Annotated in this window: 17 protein-coding genes; 5 read left to right on the top strand and 12 right to left on the bottom strand. The window is 66.6% G+C overall.

What is annotated here, in order from left to right:
- Positions 1 to 220 precede the first annotated feature (220 nt).
- The 3 genes from rpsN to rpmB are packed head-to-tail and all read right to left on the bottom strand — an operon-like array spanning position 221 to position 934.
- Positions 221 to 526, bottom strand: a complete 306-nt coding sequence (gene rpsN / locus QK287_RS16655; protein WP_011693742.1) for a 30S ribosomal protein S14 — start codon at positions 524 to 526, stop codon at positions 221 to 223.
- 4 nt (positions 527 to 530) lie between these two features.
- Positions 531 to 698 (bottom strand): 50S ribosomal protein L33, encoded by a 168-nt coding sequence (gene rpmG, locus QK287_RS16650; protein WP_011693743.1) that lies wholly within the window; start codon positions 696 to 698, stop codon positions 531 to 533.
- On the bottom strand, positions 698 to 934 hold the full coding sequence (rpmB, locus tag QK287_RS16645; protein WP_056342125.1) for a 50S ribosomal protein L28: 237 nt from the start codon (positions 932 to 934) through the stop codon (positions 698 to 700). Before rpmB ends, rpmG begins: the two co-directional genes overlap by 1 nt.
- A gap of 484 nt (positions 935 to 1418) precedes the next feature.
- Here rpmB and QK287_RS16640 point away from each other — a divergent pair, with 484 nt between their 5' ends.
- The 3 genes from QK287_RS16640 to QK287_RS16630 all read left to right on the top strand — a co-directional run bounded on the left by QK287_RS16640 (position 1419) and on the right by QK287_RS16630 (position 4244).
- Complete coding sequence (locus tag QK287_RS16640; RefSeq protein WP_282360837.1) at positions 1419 to 2855, top strand: ferredoxin reductase family protein; 1437 nt, start codon at positions 1419 to 1421, stop codon at positions 2853 to 2855.
- Positions 2852 to 3412: an FMN-binding protein gene (locus QK287_RS16635; protein ID WP_282360836.1), complete on the top strand. Its 561-nt coding sequence runs from the start codon at positions 2852 to 2854 to the stop codon at positions 3410 to 3412. The genes QK287_RS16640 and QK287_RS16635 overlap by 4 nt, the downstream gene beginning before the upstream one ends.
- 70 nt (positions 3413 to 3482) lie before the next feature.
- Entirely contained in the window at positions 3483 to 4244 is a 762-nt protein-coding gene (locus QK287_RS16630) for an FAD:protein FMN transferase (protein ID WP_282360835.1), read from the top strand.
- On the opposite strand, the gene QK287_RS16625 is transcribed toward QK287_RS16630, so the two are convergent.
- The 3 genes from QK287_RS16625 to QK287_RS16615 form a co-directional block, all read right to left on the bottom strand.
- Complete coding sequence (locus QK287_RS16625) at positions 4241 to 5002, bottom strand: SGNH/GDSL hydrolase family protein (RefSeq protein WP_226774134.1); 762 nt, start codon at positions 5000 to 5002, stop codon at positions 4241 to 4243. The genes QK287_RS16630 and QK287_RS16625 overlap by 4 nt on opposite strands.
- Before the next feature lie 65 nt (positions 5003 to 5067).
- Complete coding sequence (glsA, locus tag QK287_RS16620) at positions 5068 to 6885, bottom strand: glutaminase A (RefSeq protein ID WP_282360834.1); 1818 nt, start codon at positions 6883 to 6885, stop codon at positions 5068 to 5070.
- A gap of 10 nt (positions 6886 to 6895) precedes the next feature.
- A complete protein-coding gene (locus QK287_RS16615; RefSeq protein WP_226774136.1) occupies positions 6896 to 7402 on the bottom strand; it encodes a MarR family transcriptional regulator in 507 nt (168 codons plus the stop codon).
- Between the two features lie 102 nt (positions 7403 to 7504).
- On the opposite strand from QK287_RS16615, the gene QK287_RS16610 reads away from it, so the two are divergent.
- Complete coding sequence (locus QK287_RS16610; protein ID WP_282360833.1) at positions 7505 to 7792, top strand: YciI family protein; 288 nt, start codon at positions 7505 to 7507, stop codon at positions 7790 to 7792.
- 28 nt (positions 7793 to 7820) lie between these two features.
- Here the strand turns inward: QK287_RS16610 and QK287_RS16605 are convergent, their stop codons facing one another.
- The 6 genes from QK287_RS16605 to QK287_RS16580 form a co-directional block, all read right to left on the bottom strand.
- Entirely contained in the window at positions 7821 to 8657 is an 837-nt protein-coding gene (locus QK287_RS16605) for an SGNH/GDSL hydrolase family protein (RefSeq protein WP_282360832.1), read from the bottom strand.
- A 67-nt stretch (positions 8658 to 8724) separates the two neighbouring features.
- Positions 8725 to 9795: a siderophore-interacting protein gene (locus tag QK287_RS16600; protein ID WP_282360838.1), complete on the bottom strand. Its 1071-nt coding sequence runs from the start codon at positions 9793 to 9795 to the stop codon at positions 8725 to 8727.
- Between the two features lie 5 nt (positions 9796 to 9800).
- Positions 9801 to 10637 (bottom strand): ABC transporter ATP-binding protein, encoded by an 837-nt coding sequence (locus QK287_RS16595; protein ID WP_282360831.1) that lies wholly within the window; start codon positions 10635 to 10637, stop codon positions 9801 to 9803.
- A gap of 1 nt (position 10638) precedes the next feature.
- Positions 10639 to 11661, bottom strand: a complete 1023-nt coding sequence (locus tag QK287_RS16590; protein ID WP_282360830.1) for an iron chelate uptake ABC transporter family permease subunit — start codon at positions 11659 to 11661, stop codon at positions 10639 to 10641.
- A 77-nt stretch (positions 11662 to 11738) separates the two neighbouring features.
- Positions 11739 to 12812 (bottom strand): iron chelate uptake ABC transporter family permease subunit, encoded by a 1074-nt coding sequence (locus QK287_RS16585; RefSeq protein WP_282360829.1) that lies wholly within the window; start codon positions 12810 to 12812, stop codon positions 11739 to 11741.
- A gap of 10 nt (positions 12813 to 12822) precedes the next feature.
- Positions 12823 to 13905: an iron-siderophore ABC transporter substrate-binding protein gene (locus tag QK287_RS16580; RefSeq protein ID WP_282360828.1), complete on the bottom strand. Its 1083-nt coding sequence runs from the start codon at positions 13903 to 13905 to the stop codon at positions 12823 to 12825.
- 442 nt (positions 13906 to 14347) lie between these two features.
- On the opposite strand from QK287_RS16580, the gene QK287_RS16575 reads away from it, so the two are divergent.
- Positions 14348 to 14842 carry an FBP domain-containing protein gene (locus QK287_RS16575; protein WP_226774142.1) on the top strand — a complete coding sequence of 165 codons (495 nt, stop codon included), beginning with the start codon at positions 14348 to 14350 and terminating at the stop codon, positions 14840 to 14842.
- Positions 14843 to 14852: the final 10 nt, after the last annotated feature.

Genomic DNA, 14852 nt, shown 5'->3' with positions numbered 1-14852 from the left:
CCCACACCCCCAAAAACCCCGCCACGGCGGGCAAACCAAGCCCCCTGCGGCCGCGTCCAGCACCCACAGCCCGGAAATCCACCCCTGTGTACCGGGTCACACCACGCCGCAGCGCGCTCCACTTACACCAGGCACCCGTCGTCGAGCGCTTAAACGCAAGAAGGGCCGGCGCCAAGAGGCGCCGGCCCTACTTCAAGCTACTGGCAACAGCTGTGCTGAATTACCAGGAAGACTTCGTGATGCCCGGGAGCTCACCGCGGTGAGCCATGTCGCGGAAGCGAACACGGGAGATGCCGAACTTCTGGAAGGTACCGCGCGGGCGGCCATCGATGATGTCGCGGTTACGCAGACGCACCGGTGAAGCGTTGCGGGGCAGCTTCTGCAGGCCGAGGCGTGCAGCTTCGCGGGCCTCGTCGGTCGACGCGGGGTCAACCAGAGCCTTCTTCAGTTCGAGGCGCTTTGCAGCATAACGCTCGACGATGACTTTACGCTGTTCGTTCTTAGCGATCATTGACTTCTTAGCCATGTGTTTAGCGCTCCTCTCGGAATTCGACGTGCTTGCGGATGCGGGGATCGTACTTCTTCAGAACCATACGGTCCGGGTCGTTACGACGGTTCTTGCGCGTCACGTAGGTGTAACCCGTGCCCGCGGTCGACTTGAGCTTGATGATCGGACGTACGTCCTTGTCCTTAGCCACTAGAGCTTCACTCCTCGTGCCAGGATGGCGGCTACGACTACGTCGATGCCACGCACGTCGATGGTCTTGATGCCCTTTGCAGACAGCTGCAGAGTGACATTACGGCGCAGGGACGGAACCCAGTAGCGCTTCTTCTGGATGTTCGGGTCGAACCGGCGCTTGTTGCGACGGTGCGAGTGCGAAATGCTGTGTCCAAAGCCCGGCTCGGCTCCGGTCACCTGGCAATGTGCTGCCATGACGACTCTCCTCAAAAAATATATGAAACGGCTGCGGAGTTCCCGCGAAACCGTGCGGCAGGCAGCGTCCGCATCCAGCTCCCACAGGGTTTCGGTAGTTCCGCAGCGTTCAGGCAGAGGGCGTAAACCGACTGCTTTGCTCACTACGGCGAAAATTGTGGGCCACGGTCACCGGGCGGAGGAAACCTTGTGGGAAGCCACCGCGAAGTACCGGGATGCCGGGCGAATACAGGAGTGCACGCAACTTGAGCCCCTAACTACCGGCCCTCAGGACTGTCGATATTGCAGACAAATCCCGTCAACCGGAGCAATTGCACACGCTCCGCGCCACCTAGCGCCTACCAAGTCTACGAGCTTGATGAATTAAAGACCAATCCGGCAGCTGGAGGTGTATAAGGGGGCGCCAGCCGGTTCGGCGCGAAGTCACATCGGGACCCTAGGGCTTTCACAGCAGATTGATAGGCGACGGACGGACGGTGGAACCATGAACTCCTCACTCCAGGCCGCCGCGCCGGCCACGGCCCGCCGCACTCCAGTGGAGCGGTTCCGCGGCCAGTCACGGCGCCGGCTGCTCCGGGCGGACCTACTGACAGTGCTCGCGTGGGCTTCGGTGGCCGGGTCCATCGCGCTCTGGCTCGCCGACGGCGGGGCAGCGGGGTTCTCGACCCTGGCCGGCTCCTTCACGGCCATCGGAATTGTCGCCGGTCTGGCCGGCATGGACCTTGTGCTGCTGATGTTGCTGCTGGCGGCACGCACTCCCCTGATCGACGGCGCCGTGGGGCACGACCGGGCGCTGGAGTTCCACCGCAAACTCGGCAAACCCTCGCTGTATTTGCTGCTCGCACACGGAATCCTGATCGCCATCGGCTACGGGATGGCGGAAGGACTCAATCCGGTCAGTGAGCTTGTGTCCCTCTGGGTGCTGGTCCCGGACATGTGGCTCGCCATCGTCTCAATCGGACTGTTCATCGCCGTTGTGGTCACCTCGCTTGTGGCGGTCCGCCGCCGGTTCCCGTACGAATACTGGTACGCCATTCACCTGCTGACCTACGCGGCGGTGCTGACCGCAATCCCCCATCAGTTCAGCACCGGGGCTCTCTTCGCCGAGGGCACCTGGCAGCGCTGGTACTGGCTGGCCATGATTATCGCCACCGGCGCCGCCCTGGTCCACTACCGCGTGCTGGAGCCAATCGTGGCGACCGTCCGGCACCAACTGACGGTGAGCCGCGTGGTGACGGAGGGTCCCGGCGTCGTAAGTATCGAACTGAGCGGCCGCCATCTCGACGAACTGGCTGGCAGCGGCGGCCGGTTTTTCATTTGGCGGTTCCTCTCCCCGGGTGCGTGGTGGCACCCGCATCCCTTCAGCCTCTCCGCGGAACCCGTGCTGTTCGATGCCTCCGGCCGGGGCCGGTTGCGGATTACTGTCCGCAACCTCGGCCGGGGGTCCGCGCAGCTGGCACGTTTGAAGTCCGGGACCAGGGTAGCCATCGAAGGACCGTACGGGCTCTTCAGTACAGCGGCCCGCAGCCGGAACCGCATTGTAATGATCGGGTCAGGCATTGGAATCACCCCTATCCGGGCACTGCTGGAGGGCACCCCCTTTGAACCGGGAAACGCCACAGTGATCCTCCGCGGTCACAACAAGGCGGGACTTTATCTCGGCGAGGAAATCCTGGAACTCTGCCGCCGCCGCGGTGCGACGTTGTTCCATCTCACCGGCCCCCGTTCCACCGGGAAGCAGGGCTGGCTGCCCGAGTCGTCCTTCCGGTCCGGACACCGGCTGGCCAGCTATGCCCCGGACATCGCCGACGCGGACGTGTACATTTGCGGCCCGTCCTCCTGGGCGCGCAGTGTCATCAGCGAAGCCCGCGCGGCAGGCGTCCGCGAACCCCAGCTCCACTACGAAAGGTTCGACTGGTGAGAATACGCGCAGCAGTTTCAGCAGCACTGGCTTCCGCCGGGATCCTCCTGGCCGGCTGGCAGTCAGGCGCCCACGTGGCAGATACGGGAAGCACCGCGGCAGCCACCTCGGCGCCTGCGCTGTCCGGGACCGGCACCAGCGGCGGGACCACCAACGATGCTTCCGGGTTCAGCCCCGCGGGCGGCTCAACCGGTTCCACCGGTTCCAACGCTTCCACCGGTGCCAGCGGTGCCAGCGGCTCGCCGGGTTCCTCGGGAAGCTCCGGAACCGCGGCACCGACGGCGGGGACCTTCGCCGGAAAAGCAGTCCAAACCCGCTACGGCAGCGTTCAGGTGCAGGTCACCGTCAAGGCCGGCGCGATCACCGATGTCACTGCCCTCCAGTTGACCGACGACGACCGCAGGTCGGTGCAGATCAGCAACCGGGCCGCGCCGCTGCTGCGTGCCGCGGTGCTCAAGGCCCAGTCGGCCCAGGTGCAGACCGTCAGCGGCGCAACCGTGACCAGTGACGCCTATTTGACGTCGCTTCAGGGAGCCCTCGATGCAGCGAACCTCTAAGCCTTCACCCGCCGGGAGCCCGGCGCAGGGCGCCACCGGCCCGGCACTGAGGAGTACGAACTTCCGGTCCATGGGGACTGTCATCAGCCTCGCCCTGCCGGCGAATGGTCCCGGGACGCCGGACAGCGCCACCGCGCTGGCAGGCGCCGCGGCCGCCGTCGAACGCGTTTTTACCGGTCTGGACGAGACGTTCAGCCTGTACCGCCCCGGCTCCGAAGCGAGCCGGCTGGCCCGCGGCGCACTCACACTCCGGGACACCTCGGCGGCCTTCCGCGCCCGCTTTGCGGACGCCGCCGGCTGGCGGCTGCTGACCGCCGGGTTTTTCACCGCCGAGCGGCCCGACGGTGTCCTCGACCTCTCCGGAATCATCAAGGGCTACGCCATCGACCAGGCTGGCGCCGCACTGGGAGCGGCCGGCCTCACGGATTGGTGCCTGAACGCCGGCGGCGACGTTCTGGTGAGCGGATCACCAGCGCCGGGTACCGGAATACCCTGGCAGGCCGGCGTCGTGGACCCGCAAAACCGCGGAATGCTGCTCTCGGGCTTTCCCTTGGGCAGCACCGGCCGTTTCTCCGCACTCGCGACATCCGGCACTGCGGAGCGCGGAAACCACATCTGGCGGGCCGGTGCCGGCCGCACCGGCTTCGGCGCCCTCGAATTCCGCCAGGTGTCGGTGGCGGCGCCGGACATTCTTACCGCCGACGTGCTGGCAACGGCGGTCGTCGCCGGCGGCAAGCAGATGCTGGACCGGGCGACGGACGGCTGGGATGTCGAGGTGCTGGCAGTCCTCGGCGGCGGGGAACTGCTCGCGACGCCCGGCTTCCGCGCCTAGAGGTGCGTGAGCTGGGGGTAGCGCGGTGCCAGTCCGTCACCGGAGGACCTGCCGGTGATCCGGCGCACCACCCACGGCCCGGCGAATTCCCGGACCCAGCGGGCATTGGCGCGGACCGCTTCGGCCGGGCTCAGCTCAGGAACCGGGGTCATCGGCGGGACCTCAATGGAGTGGTCGTGCTCCAGGACGCCGAGGAAGCGCTTGGCCATGTTCGCGTGGCCGGCGGGGGACATATGCATCCGGTCCGTCGCCCACATTCCCCAGTCGTAATACTCGCTGAAGCGCCAGTAATCCACCAGGAGGGCACCGTGGTCCCCGGCGATTCCGCGGACCAGTTCGTTGTAGATGGCGGTGCGGCCGCGGGTGGTGCCGAAGATCTTTGAGCCGCGGGAATCGAACCCGGTGAACATCACCACTGTCGCTCCGGTCGCCGTGAGCTTGCGGATACCGGCGTCGTAGTCGACCAGCAGGTTGTCGATATCGACCTTGGGCCGGAAGATGTCATTGGCGCCGGCGTAAATGCTCACAAGGGTGGGCTTGAGTGCCACGGCGGCGTCGATTTGTTCGGTCATGATCCCGCGGAGCTTCCGGCCACGGATGGCGAGGTTCGCGTACCCGAAGCCCGGATCTGCGGCGCCGAGCTGCTCGGCCACCCTGTCCGCCCAGCCCCGGACGCCGTTGGGACGGCCGGGGTCCTCGTCACCGACGCCCTCCGTGAAGGAGTCGCCAAGGGCTACGTAGCGGTGCGTAAGATCCATGGATCCAGTCTGCCAGCAGTTGCCCCAAGCAAACAAAGCCGGGATTACGCCGGCCGAAGAAGCCGCTATTCGCGGATCCGGACAGCCGATTCGCGCAGGTACTGCTCGACCCGGGTGTAAGCGTCGCGGGTCAAGGCTTTCCAGAGGGCGATCGCCAGGCGCGGGTCGGCGGATTCCAGCTCGGCGATCGCTTCCGCGCTGAGCACCATCACGGTCACCGGCGCGACCGCGCGGACAGTGGTTTCCTGCCGGTTGCCGCTGCCCAGCGCCAGTTCGCCGAAGGTCATGCCGGCGCTGAGGGTATTGAGTTTGACCCGCTCCGCCGTGGGCCCCGGAGACGTGCTGCTGACCCGTCCGGAAGTGATGAAGTAGACCCCGCCGAAACGCAGTCCAACGCGGCGAATCACGTCACCGTCTTCGAAGGCTTTCGGCGTCATTAGGGCTTCCAGCGCCGCGGCGTCCGCCTCGTCCAGCGGGGCCAAAGCCGGCGATGCGGTGACCGGAACGTGGTCCGGCAGCAGCAGGTGGCTTCCGTGTCGCTCGAGCAGGCGGTTTTCGGAGTATTCGACGGCGGCGCTTCGGGTCGCGAAAGACGGCAACAGTTGCTGGTCCAATGGCCCCAGAGCCTCGGCGAGGGAGCCGTCTGACTCGATCAGTACCAGTTCCCGGCCGGCGTCGGCCATCCCTTGCCGGATCCTGGCCAGCATCCGAACGGCGACCTCGCTGATCTGGTCGGTGCGGCGGACATCCAGAACCACCAGGTCCACCTCGTCCGGCAGGCTGCTGAGCTCCCGGGCTGTGGACTCAGTTCCGGCAAAAAGAAGGTCGCCGTTGACTTCGATCACACGCGCGCGGTGGCCGTGCTCCCGGAGGACGTCGGCAGCCTCGTCGTTTCGGCGGATGCCCGAGGGCGTTTCGGTCACGTCGTACGCGGCGAGGATGGCTGACCGGCCCGTTCGGGCCGCTCGGACAAAATGCAGTTCCATGTCCCGGGAGAGGCGCTGGGCGGTGGCCAGGCCCCGGACGCTGCTGCCATGCTCATCCAGCGGCGGCGAGTAGACCGCGAGACCCACCTGACCTGGAAGCACTGCGATGATCCCGCCGGCCACCCCGCTCTTTCCCGGCATCCCCACGCTGCTGATCCACGCGCCGGCGTCGTCGTACATGCCGGAGGTCATCATGACCGACAGCACGCGTTCCACCGGGCCGATCTCCAGCACCTGCTTTCCGCTGAGCGGGTTCCGGCCGCCGTTGGCGAGCGTGGCGGCCATGATCGAGAGATCGAAGCAGTTCACCAGGACGGAGCACTGGCGGAAATAGTCCTCCAGCACGGGCGCCGGGTCATCCTCAATAATGTTGAAGGAGCGCAACAGGTACGCAAGGGCCGTGTTCCGGTGGCCGTGCTTGAGCTCGGATTCGAAGACCTTTTCGCTGACCGAGAGCGGGCGGCCGGCGAAGGCGGAGTAGGTGCTCAGGATCCGTTTGAAACCGGATTGCCCGCCAGAGCCCCTGATCAGCGACGTGGCGGTGAGGGCGCCGGCATTGATCATGGCGTTGGCTGGCCGGCCCGTCCCCTCGGCGAGGGAGATCTCATTAAACGAGTCGCCAGAAGGCTCCACGTCCACTTTGGCGTCCACAGCCTCGTTGCCGAGGTCTTCCAGCGCCAGGCCGTAGGTGAAGGGCTTGGAGATGGACTGGATGGTGAATTCCTCGCGGGTGTCCCCAATTTCGTACACCGTGCCGTCCACTGTGGCGAGGGCAATGCCGAAGTTGTCCGGGTCCACGTTGGCCATGGCGGGAATGGTGCTGTAGGGCTTGCCGTCCTTGAGCAGCGCGATCTCGGCGTGGATCTGGCGTAAGTAACTGTCGACAGGCGATTCCATAAGGCCAACTTTAGGTGTTGCGGGGGTCCCCGGCTTGCTTCCCCTCACGCAGGATCCAGTGGTGCCGGTCCAGGCCGCCGACGATCTTCTCGCCGATCCGTGCGAGGTCGGCAACGTCTTCCTCGGTCAGGGCGTCCAGGAACAGCGAACGGACGGCTTGGACATGCGCCGGAGCGAGCTCTTGGATGGTACCCATTCCTGCCTCAGTGAGATGCGCAGTCGTCACCCGGGCGTCACCGGGGTGTGGACGGCGCTCCACCCAGCCACGGCTTTGCAGTTTGGTGACCACATGCGAGAGCCGCGACAGTGATGCGCTGGTGCGCGCGGCGAGTTCACTCATGGGAAGAAACCGGCCGTCAGCCTCGGAGAGCATCGCGAGGACGTGGTAGTCAAAGAGGGAAATCTTGCGCGCGTGGTGAAGCTGCGTGTCCAAGGCTGCCGGAAGCAGTGTGTTGATGCTCACTTGGGCCAGCCAGGCCCGTCGTTCGTCGGCATTCAGCCAGCGCGGTTCAGTCATGGATACAGTGTAGGAGCAAGGAAGCTTGACGGTTCAACTTCGTAGGATTCCGGGCCGGCAGGATCACGCTTCGGCGCGCACACGAGACGGTAGGCTGACGCTATGTATGTAGTCTCGCTGACCTATAAGGTCCCCGAAGAGATCGTTGACTTCCATCTTCCGGCGCACGCTATGTGGCTGCAGGATGCCTTCGACGAGGGCATTTTCCTGGTCGCGGGGCGGAAGATTCCGCGCACGGGCGCCCTGTTGCTCTCCGCTGCGGACCGCGGCGCCCTCGATGCCTCGCTGGCGAGGGACCCGTTCTACGTCAACGGAGTCGCTGAATTCGACGTCGAGGAGTTCCACGCCAGCCGGGTGGCGCCGGGCTACGAGAACCTGCTGGACAGCTGACACCCGCGGCCCGGCCCAGGACGGTCGTTCAGCCCCCGGGGATCTTGGCGGTCAGCTTTTTCAGGCCGGCCTTTGGCGGGACCCTCACCGGCGCAGGCCAGCGCGGCCTGAGTTCATCGCCGAGCGTGACTCCCCGCAGTTTGCGCCTGAACAGCGGCAGGACCCAGTCATGGACCCAGCGGCGCTGGCGGCGTTCCCAGTCCCGGAGACCGAGCTTCGCCGGCGGAGCCCACTCCTTGGGCTTGACCTGGTGCGGAACTCCAAGGTGGTCCAGGACCTGGCCGGCGAGGTACTTGTGGCCCGCCTTGGACATGTGCAGCCGGTCTGAATCCCACATCCGCGGATCGTAAAACGCCTCAAAGCACCAGTAATCGACCAAAACGGCCTCGTATCGCGCCGCCACCTCGCGGACCCGCTGGTTATAGACCGCGTTGCGCCTCTTGAACGGTTCCAGCAGGGCCGAGACGCGAACATCGAAACCGGTGAACAGCACCACAGTGGCCCCGCTGGCTGCCAGTTTGGCGACCAGGAACTCGTAGTCCTTCATCAGTGCGTTGATATCCGTTCCGATATCCAGGACGTCGTTCCCGCCGCCGTACAAGCTAATCAGCGTCGGTTCCATGCCAAGCGCGGCGTCCAGCTGCTCCGTGATGATGTGCCGCAGCCTTTTGCTGCGGATGGCAAGGTTGGCGTACTCCCACCCCGGATCCGCCCTGGCCAGCTGCTCCGCCACCCGGTCCGCCCAGCCGCGAACCCCGTTGGGCAGCCGGGGGTTATAGTCCCCTACCCCCTCGGTGAAGGAATCCCCCAGGGCAACATATACCCGCCGCCCACCGGCGTCGGGGGATAGAAGGTTTTCGGCCATGGCGCCACGGTAGCCAACCCAACGGGCCGGCAGGGGACAACAAGGTAAACGGCAGGGGCTCTCCGGATTAGAGCTCGGCCTTGCCCTGCCGCCAGTACCCCATAAACGACACCTGCTTCCGGTCGATCCCGACGTCCCGCACCAGGTACCGGCGCAGCTCCTTGACTGTCCCGGCTTCACCGGCGATCCAGGCATAGAACGGCATCGCCCCCGCGGGCTTGGCCGGGTTCCTGCTGGCGCTGATCGCCGCGGCATCCATCCGTGCGGGCGTTTCCCACAGAATGTCCCGGTCCACGTTGACATCCTCGGGCTCGGGGCCGGCAGCAGGCTCACGGGAGGACTCAAGCCAGACCCAGCCGGGGAGGGTGACGGCGGCCCGGACCGCCTCCTGCAGCAATTCGCCGCGCGGACGCGAGCGGCCGATCGCCGCCCCGCGCGCAAGCCAGGTGATCTCGACGTCGGCGGCTGTCGTGATGACCTGGAAGTCCCGGGCCTCCGGAACCTCGAGAATCGCGTGCCCGCTAACGTCCGGCGGCAGGCTCTCCAGAATGGCGCTGATGGCAGGCACTGCCGTCTCGTCTCCTGCCAGCAGGACCCGCTGGGCCAGGCCCGGCCGCCATTCGATCCCGGAGTACGTTTCCGCGGTGACGCAGTGCGCAGCCCGGTTGTTTGGTCCGATCACGGTCAGGGTGTCCCCCGGCTTGGCGTTCAGCGCCCAGTTGGCCGCCGGTCCTCCGTGCCCGGCGTCGTCAAAGTGCAGGACAAAGTCGACGTCGATTTCCGGATAGACGGCATCCAAGCGTTCTTTCCGGACGGTGTAGGTGCGCATGGAGCCGCGGGTCGCAGGATCCATGGCCAGCCACGCGCGGTACCAGCCGGCCTGCTCCATCCGGAACTCCGGCAGCGGCAACGCGGTGCCATCCGCGTCAAACGACGGAATCATAAGTTTGACGCGCAGGTCCAGTGTGCTGCCATGGACGCCAAAGTCCCGCAGCGAATAGCCGCCCAACGTGACCCGCCGGAAGTTGGGCCCGAGTTGCTGGACCGCCGTGACCTGGACTTCGAAGGCAAGGGCTATGGGTTCGGTGGCGCGTGGGGTCTTGAGGCCGGCCCGGTTGCGGGCCGGGGTGGGGTTCATTGCAGTCACGGGACCAGCTCCGGGGTTGTAGTGTGCGGGAAACTGGCATGGTGGCGGCCCAGCGGGATGATCAGGGGAGCGCCGGACACCGGGTCCGGGAGCACCCTGGACGCCAGGCCGAACACCTCGCGCACCAGTTCCTCGGTGACCACCGCCCGGGCGGCGCCTTCGGCCACGATCCGTCCGTCCTTCATGGCGATGATGTGGTCCGCGTACCGTGCGGCGAGGTTGAGGTCGTGCAGCACGATCGCCACGGTTGTTCCGCGCCGGCGGTTGAGGTCCGTGATGAGGTCCAGGACCTCCACCTGGTGGGTGAGGTCCAGGTACGTGGTGGGCTCATCCAGCAAGAGCACTTCGGTTTCCTGGGCCAGGGCCATCGCGATCCACACCCGCTGCCGCTGCCCGCCGGAAAGTTCGTCCACGTTGCGCCCGGCGAGTTCCAGCGTTTCAGTGGCGGCCATCGCCTGTTGCACGGCGCGCTCGTCATCCACCGAGCCCGCGGTCGCCCCGGACCGGAAGAATCCCTGGTGCGGATAGCGGCCGCGGCCCACGAGGTCCCGGACGGTGATGCCCGCCGGTGCTGTCGGATGCTGTGGAAGCAGCCCCAAGGTGCGCGCCACCTCGCGGGCGCGGCGGCGGTGGATGTCCCGCCCGTCCAGGGTGACCGTTCCGGCCGCGGGTTTGAGCAGCCGGGCCAGGCCGCGGAGCAGGGTGGATTTTCCGCAGGCGTTGGCGCCGACAATCATGGTCACCCTGCCCTCGGGGATTTCCGTGCTGAGTCCCTCGATCACGGTCCGATGATCGTATTTCAGCGTCAGGCCGGAGGTCTGAAGAGTTGCCATCTCAGGCATCCTTTCGGTTGGAGGTGACAAGCAGCCAGAGCAGGAACGGGGCACCCAGGGCACCGGTCACCACCCCGACGGGCAGGACGGTGCCGCCCAGCAGCAGCGGTGCCATGTTGGTGGCGAAGTAGTCAGCGGCCAGGACGATCACCACACCGGTCAGGGCCGAGGCCGGCAGGCTCGCCGCGCGGACGAACCGGCGCGAGATTGGTCCGGCGAGGAAGGCGACGAACGCCACCGGCCCGGCGGCTGCAGTGGCCGCTGCCGCGAGTGCGACGGCGACCACTACAACCGCCAGCCGGACCGCCCCCACCCGGACACCGAGGCCGGCGGCGGAATCCTCGCCCAGTTCGAGGATGCGCAGCGGACCGGCGAGGAACCCGACGCCAGGAACCAGGACGATCAGTGCGAGGCCGAGGACTCCGGCCCGGTCCCAGTTCGCGGAGTTGAGGGAGCCGTTGAGCCAAATCAGGACGTCGGCGGCGGTGCGGATGTCCGCTCTGGTCATGAGGAAACTGACCATGGCGTGAAGGGCTGCGGCGATACCCGCTCCCGCCAGGATCAGCCGGCCCCCCGCGGCGTCCCCCCGGCGTCCGCCGGAACCGAGGGATCCGCTGCGGGAGATGGCGTAGATAAGGACGGCCACACCCAGCGCCCCGGCGAATGCGGCGCCCGAGACGGCGGCACCGGATGCGCCGAAGACCACAATGGCCGCCACAGCCGCGGCGCTGGCTCCGTAGCTGATGCCAATAACGTCAGGGCTGGCCAGGGGATTGCGGAGCATGGTCTGGAACAGCGCGCCGGAGAGTCCGAAGGCCGCGCCGACCAGCGTCCCCACAACGGCCCGCGGCAGCTTGTGCTCCATCACGATGAAACTGGCGCCGGGGATCTTCTCGCCGCCAATGAGGTGCGCGCCCAGGATCCTGACGAAGTCGGGGATGGTGACGGTGTAGCTGCCAAGCAGCACGTTGGCTGCGAAGAGCACCGCGACGGCCAAGGCCAGGCCGGTGGTCCGGCCGGGCACACTCCCGCGAGTTGGCAGATATGGCCAATGTTTGTGCGGATCATTGCCGCGAAGTGCCAACTCGGCGGCGGATCCCCTCATAGTCCCGCCCCCTTGCCGCGTCTTACCAGCCAGACGAACACCGGCGCGCCGACGAGCGCGGTCATGATCCCTGCGGGGACTTCGCCCGGAAGCAGGATCACGCGGCCGATCACGTCGGCGACCAGCAGCAGCGCCGGGGCCAGGACCAGGGAAAAGGGCAGGATCCAACGGTAGTCGGGACCGGTGAGGAAGCGGACAGCGTGCGGAATGACAAGACCCACGAAGCCAATCGGGCCGGCCAGTGCCGTGGCAGCGCCGCAGAGCAGGACGATGCCGAGGGCCGTGATGCCGCGGGTCAGCCCAACACGCTGGCCCAGGCCGCGGGCGAGGTCGTCGCCGAGGGCCAGATTGTTGAGGATCCGGCCCGCGCAGAGCACAATCGCGGCACCCAGCAGCAGGAACGGCAGGGCCGGGAGGATAAGGGACCAGTCGCGCCCGGCGATCCCGCCAACCTGCCAGAACCTGAAGCGGTCCAGGGTGTCCCGGCTGGAGACCAGGATGACGTTCATGAGCGAGAAAAGTCCCGCGCTCAGGGCCGCGCCGGCAAGGGCGAGCTTCACCGGCGTCGCGCCGCCCCTGCCGAGTGCGGCGATCAGATAGACCACGACGGCGGCACCCGCCGCGCCAAGGAACGCGAACCAGATATATCCAGCCAGAGAGGAGACACCGAAGACGTAGATTCCCGTGACGACGGCCAACGCAGCGCCGGCATTGATGCCGAGGATCCCCGGGTCCGCCAGCGGGTTGCGGGCCACTCCCTGCATTGCCGCCCCGGCGAGTCCGAGGGCGCTGCCGGCCAGCAACCCGAGTGCGGTCCGCGGAACCCGGGCGAGCACCACTGCGTGGTCACCGCTGGCCGGATCGAATTGGGTCATTGCCTGCCAGACGGTCTCAAGGGTCAGGCCGCGGGCCCCGATGCCGAGCGACGCCGCGGCCACGAGCACCAGCACGCCGACGGCGGCCAGCAACCAGAGCGCCTGCGGGCCCCGGACGGTCCGGTCCGGAGCCGTAAGTATCTCCGGGGCGGGCCGGGCGGCGGTGCTGGCCGCCGTCGTCGTAAGTGGGCTCATGGGACGCTGCCTACTTCACCGGGGCAGCGGCTTTGCCGGCTGCCGTCGCCAGCTGCGGCAGGAAGGTGTCGAGGGCCCAGGGCAGGCTCAGCGGAGATGACGCGGAGATGGACAGCGTTAGCGTGTTATCCGAGTCCGCGACCAGGGCACCGCTCTTGATGGCCGGGATCTGGCCGAGCAACGGGTCAGTTTTGATCGATTCGGCGGTTTGCGCGTCCGGGACCCAGGTCACAAAAAGGTCGGACGTGAGTTCGTTGGCTTTCTCCGCGGACCACGGGATGAAGAACTCCTTGGAACCCTGGGTATTGTCCGCCACCACGGGGGCCAGCTTCATGCCGATCTCGCTGAGGAATCGGGGGCGGTTGTCGTTGGCGGTGTAGACGTTGACGCCGTCGCCCTTGGCCGGCTCCAGGTTGCCGTAGATGAAGCTCTTGCCGGCCAGCTGCGGGTATTGGGCGGCCTTGGCCTGGATGGTGGCCTCGGTGTCGGCGATGAGCTCAGCGGCTTCCGCCTCCTTGCCGAGCGCCTTGCCGATGATGGCCGTGGAATCCTGCCACGAGGTGCCGTAAGCGACCTCCGGCTGGGCCACGACGGGCGCTATCTCGCTGAGCTTCTTGTAGTCCTCCGCGGTCAGGCCCGAGTAGGCGCCGAGGATAACGTCCGGGTTGAGCTTGGCGATCTCGGTGAAGTTGATGCCGTCCGCCTCGGAGTACTGCGCGGGAGCCTTCGCCGAGCCGAACCCGGCGCCGAGCTTGTTCAGCGCCGCGTCCTTCCACGGCGTGGACCCCTGGGCGTTGCCGCCCCATTCGTTCTTGGGCACTCCTGCCGGGACTACGCCGAGGGCCAGGGCGACGTCGTCGTTGACCCAGGAAACCGTGACGACGCGCTGCGGCTGTTCCTTGATGGTGGTCTCGCCGAAGGCGTGCTTGATGGTCAACGGGAAAGCGGCGCCGGCCGACTGTGCGGGGGCCTCCGCTGTTGTGGCGGCTGGTCCGGTGGAGCACCCGGTCAGGACCAAGCCGACGGCGGCCAGGAGCACGGCTGTCGCGCGGAGGGGGCGGCCGATGGTAGCCGGGAAGACTGCGAAAGCCACGGAACTCCTTAGGTAAGTGAAGTGAACCTAAGTAAGGCTAGCCTATCTTTGAATTAATTACGCAAGGTTTGCATAACTTAATTACCCTGATGTGGGTTCCGGCTGGAGCGGGGCTCGAAAACTGGACAGGAATCCGGGTGTTTGCGAGGATGGGCCGCACGGGTGAATCGGCACCGGTGCCAAAACTATTGGCTGCGATCTATCAGGGAAGTGAGCATGGGCATCCACATGATGACTGTTGCCACGGTTGGCGGGGTGGCCGCTCTGGCCTGCTACGCGCCCGCACAGTCGCCAGCCCTTCCCCGACAATCGGGTACCGCTGCGGTCTGATACCGCGGCAGCCCCGGTTCAAACCGGAGTCGCAGGCTGGCAAACGCCTGCCTGCCTTCCGTCCCGGCGCACCTTGGCCGGACCGGACCACCCGACTCCGAAAGTTTCCAACATGCAAAAAATCACTGCGCAGCAGATCCGCTCGTCCTTTATCAACGCAAGCCGGTCGGAAGCCTCGAAACTCAATCTGCCCCGGAACTTCGATGCCCTCGACTGGGAGAGCCTCGACTTTCTGGGCTGGCGCGACGGGAAGATGCCGCTGCGTGGCTATCTGGTGCTGCCCGGCCCTCAGGGTCCCGCCGGAATCATGTTTCGCGCCCCCGAAGGCGGGCCCAAGAAGAACCGATCAGTGCTGTGCGAGCTGTGCCGCGACATCTTCTCCAAGGACGATGTCCTGCTGTGGGTGGCCAAGCGGGCCGGGCAGTCCGGCCGCAACGGAAACACCGTGGGCACGCTGATCTGCGCCGAATTCGGATGCTGCCGCAACGTGCGGGTTGAACCTCCGGCCAATGAAATCAACCCGGACCCGGCCGCCGTCGTGCTGCGGCAGATAGGCGGGCTGGCGGCACGCACCGCCCAGTTCCTGGAGCGGGTCCAGGAAGCGTAGCACCGGCACG

It is taken from the genome of Arthrobacter sp. AL05 (assembly GCF_029960715.1).
In the GTDB taxonomy this organism is placed as follows: domain Bacteria; phylum Actinomycetota; class Actinomycetes; order Actinomycetales; family Micrococcaceae; genus Arthrobacter.
The sequence above is the reverse complement of the archived record's forward strand: the minus strand, read 5'-3'. Positions and strand labels throughout refer to the sequence as shown.

Coding starts and splice junctions, on each gene's coding strand:
- QK287_RS16625 (WP_226774134.1), bottom strand. CDS start 5,002: ATGGATCTTACGCACCGCTACGTAGCCCTTGGCGACTCCTTCACGGAG.
- QK287_RS16585 (WP_282360829.1), bottom strand. CDS start 12,812: ATGAGCCCACTTACGACGACGGCGGCCAGCACCGCCGCCCGGCCCGCC.
- QK287_RS16595 (WP_282360831.1), bottom strand. CDS start 10,637: ATGGCAACTCTTCAGACCTCCGGCCTGACGCTGAAATACGATCATCGG.
- QK287_RS16610 (WP_282360833.1), top strand. CDS start 7,505: ATGTATGTAGTCTCGCTGACCTATAAGGTCCCCGAAGAGATCGTTGAC.
- QK287_RS16600 (WP_282360838.1), bottom strand. CDS start 9,795: ATGAACCCCACCCCGGCCCGCAACCGGGCCGGCCTCAAGACCCCACGC.
- QK287_RS16575 (WP_226774142.1), top strand. CDS start 14,348: ATGCAAAAAATCACTGCGCAGCAGATCCGCTCGTCCTTTATCAACGCA.
- rpmB (WP_056342125.1), bottom strand. CDS start 934: ATGGCAGCACATTGCCAGGTGACCGGAGCCGAGCCGGGCTTTGGACAC.
- QK287_RS16640 (WP_282360837.1), top strand. CDS start 1,419: ATGAACTCCTCACTCCAGGCCGCCGCGCCGGCCACGGCCCGCCGCACT.
- QK287_RS16615 (WP_226774136.1), bottom strand. CDS start 7,402: ATGACTGAACCGCGCTGGCTGAATGCCGACGAACGACGGGCCTGGCTG.
- glsA (WP_282360834.1), bottom strand. CDS start 6,885: ATGGAATCGCCTGTCGACAGTTACTTACGCCAGATCCACGCCGAGATC.
- QK287_RS16630 (WP_282360835.1), top strand. CDS start 3,483: ATGGGGACTGTCATCAGCCTCGCCCTGCCGGCGAATGGTCCCGGGACG.
- QK287_RS16605 (WP_282360832.1), bottom strand. CDS start 8,657: ATGGCCGAAAACCTTCTATCCCCCGACGCCGGTGGGCGGCGGGTATAT.
- rpsN (WP_011693742.1), bottom strand. CDS start 526: ATGGCTAAGAAGTCAATGATCGCTAAGAACGAACAGCGTAAAGTCATC.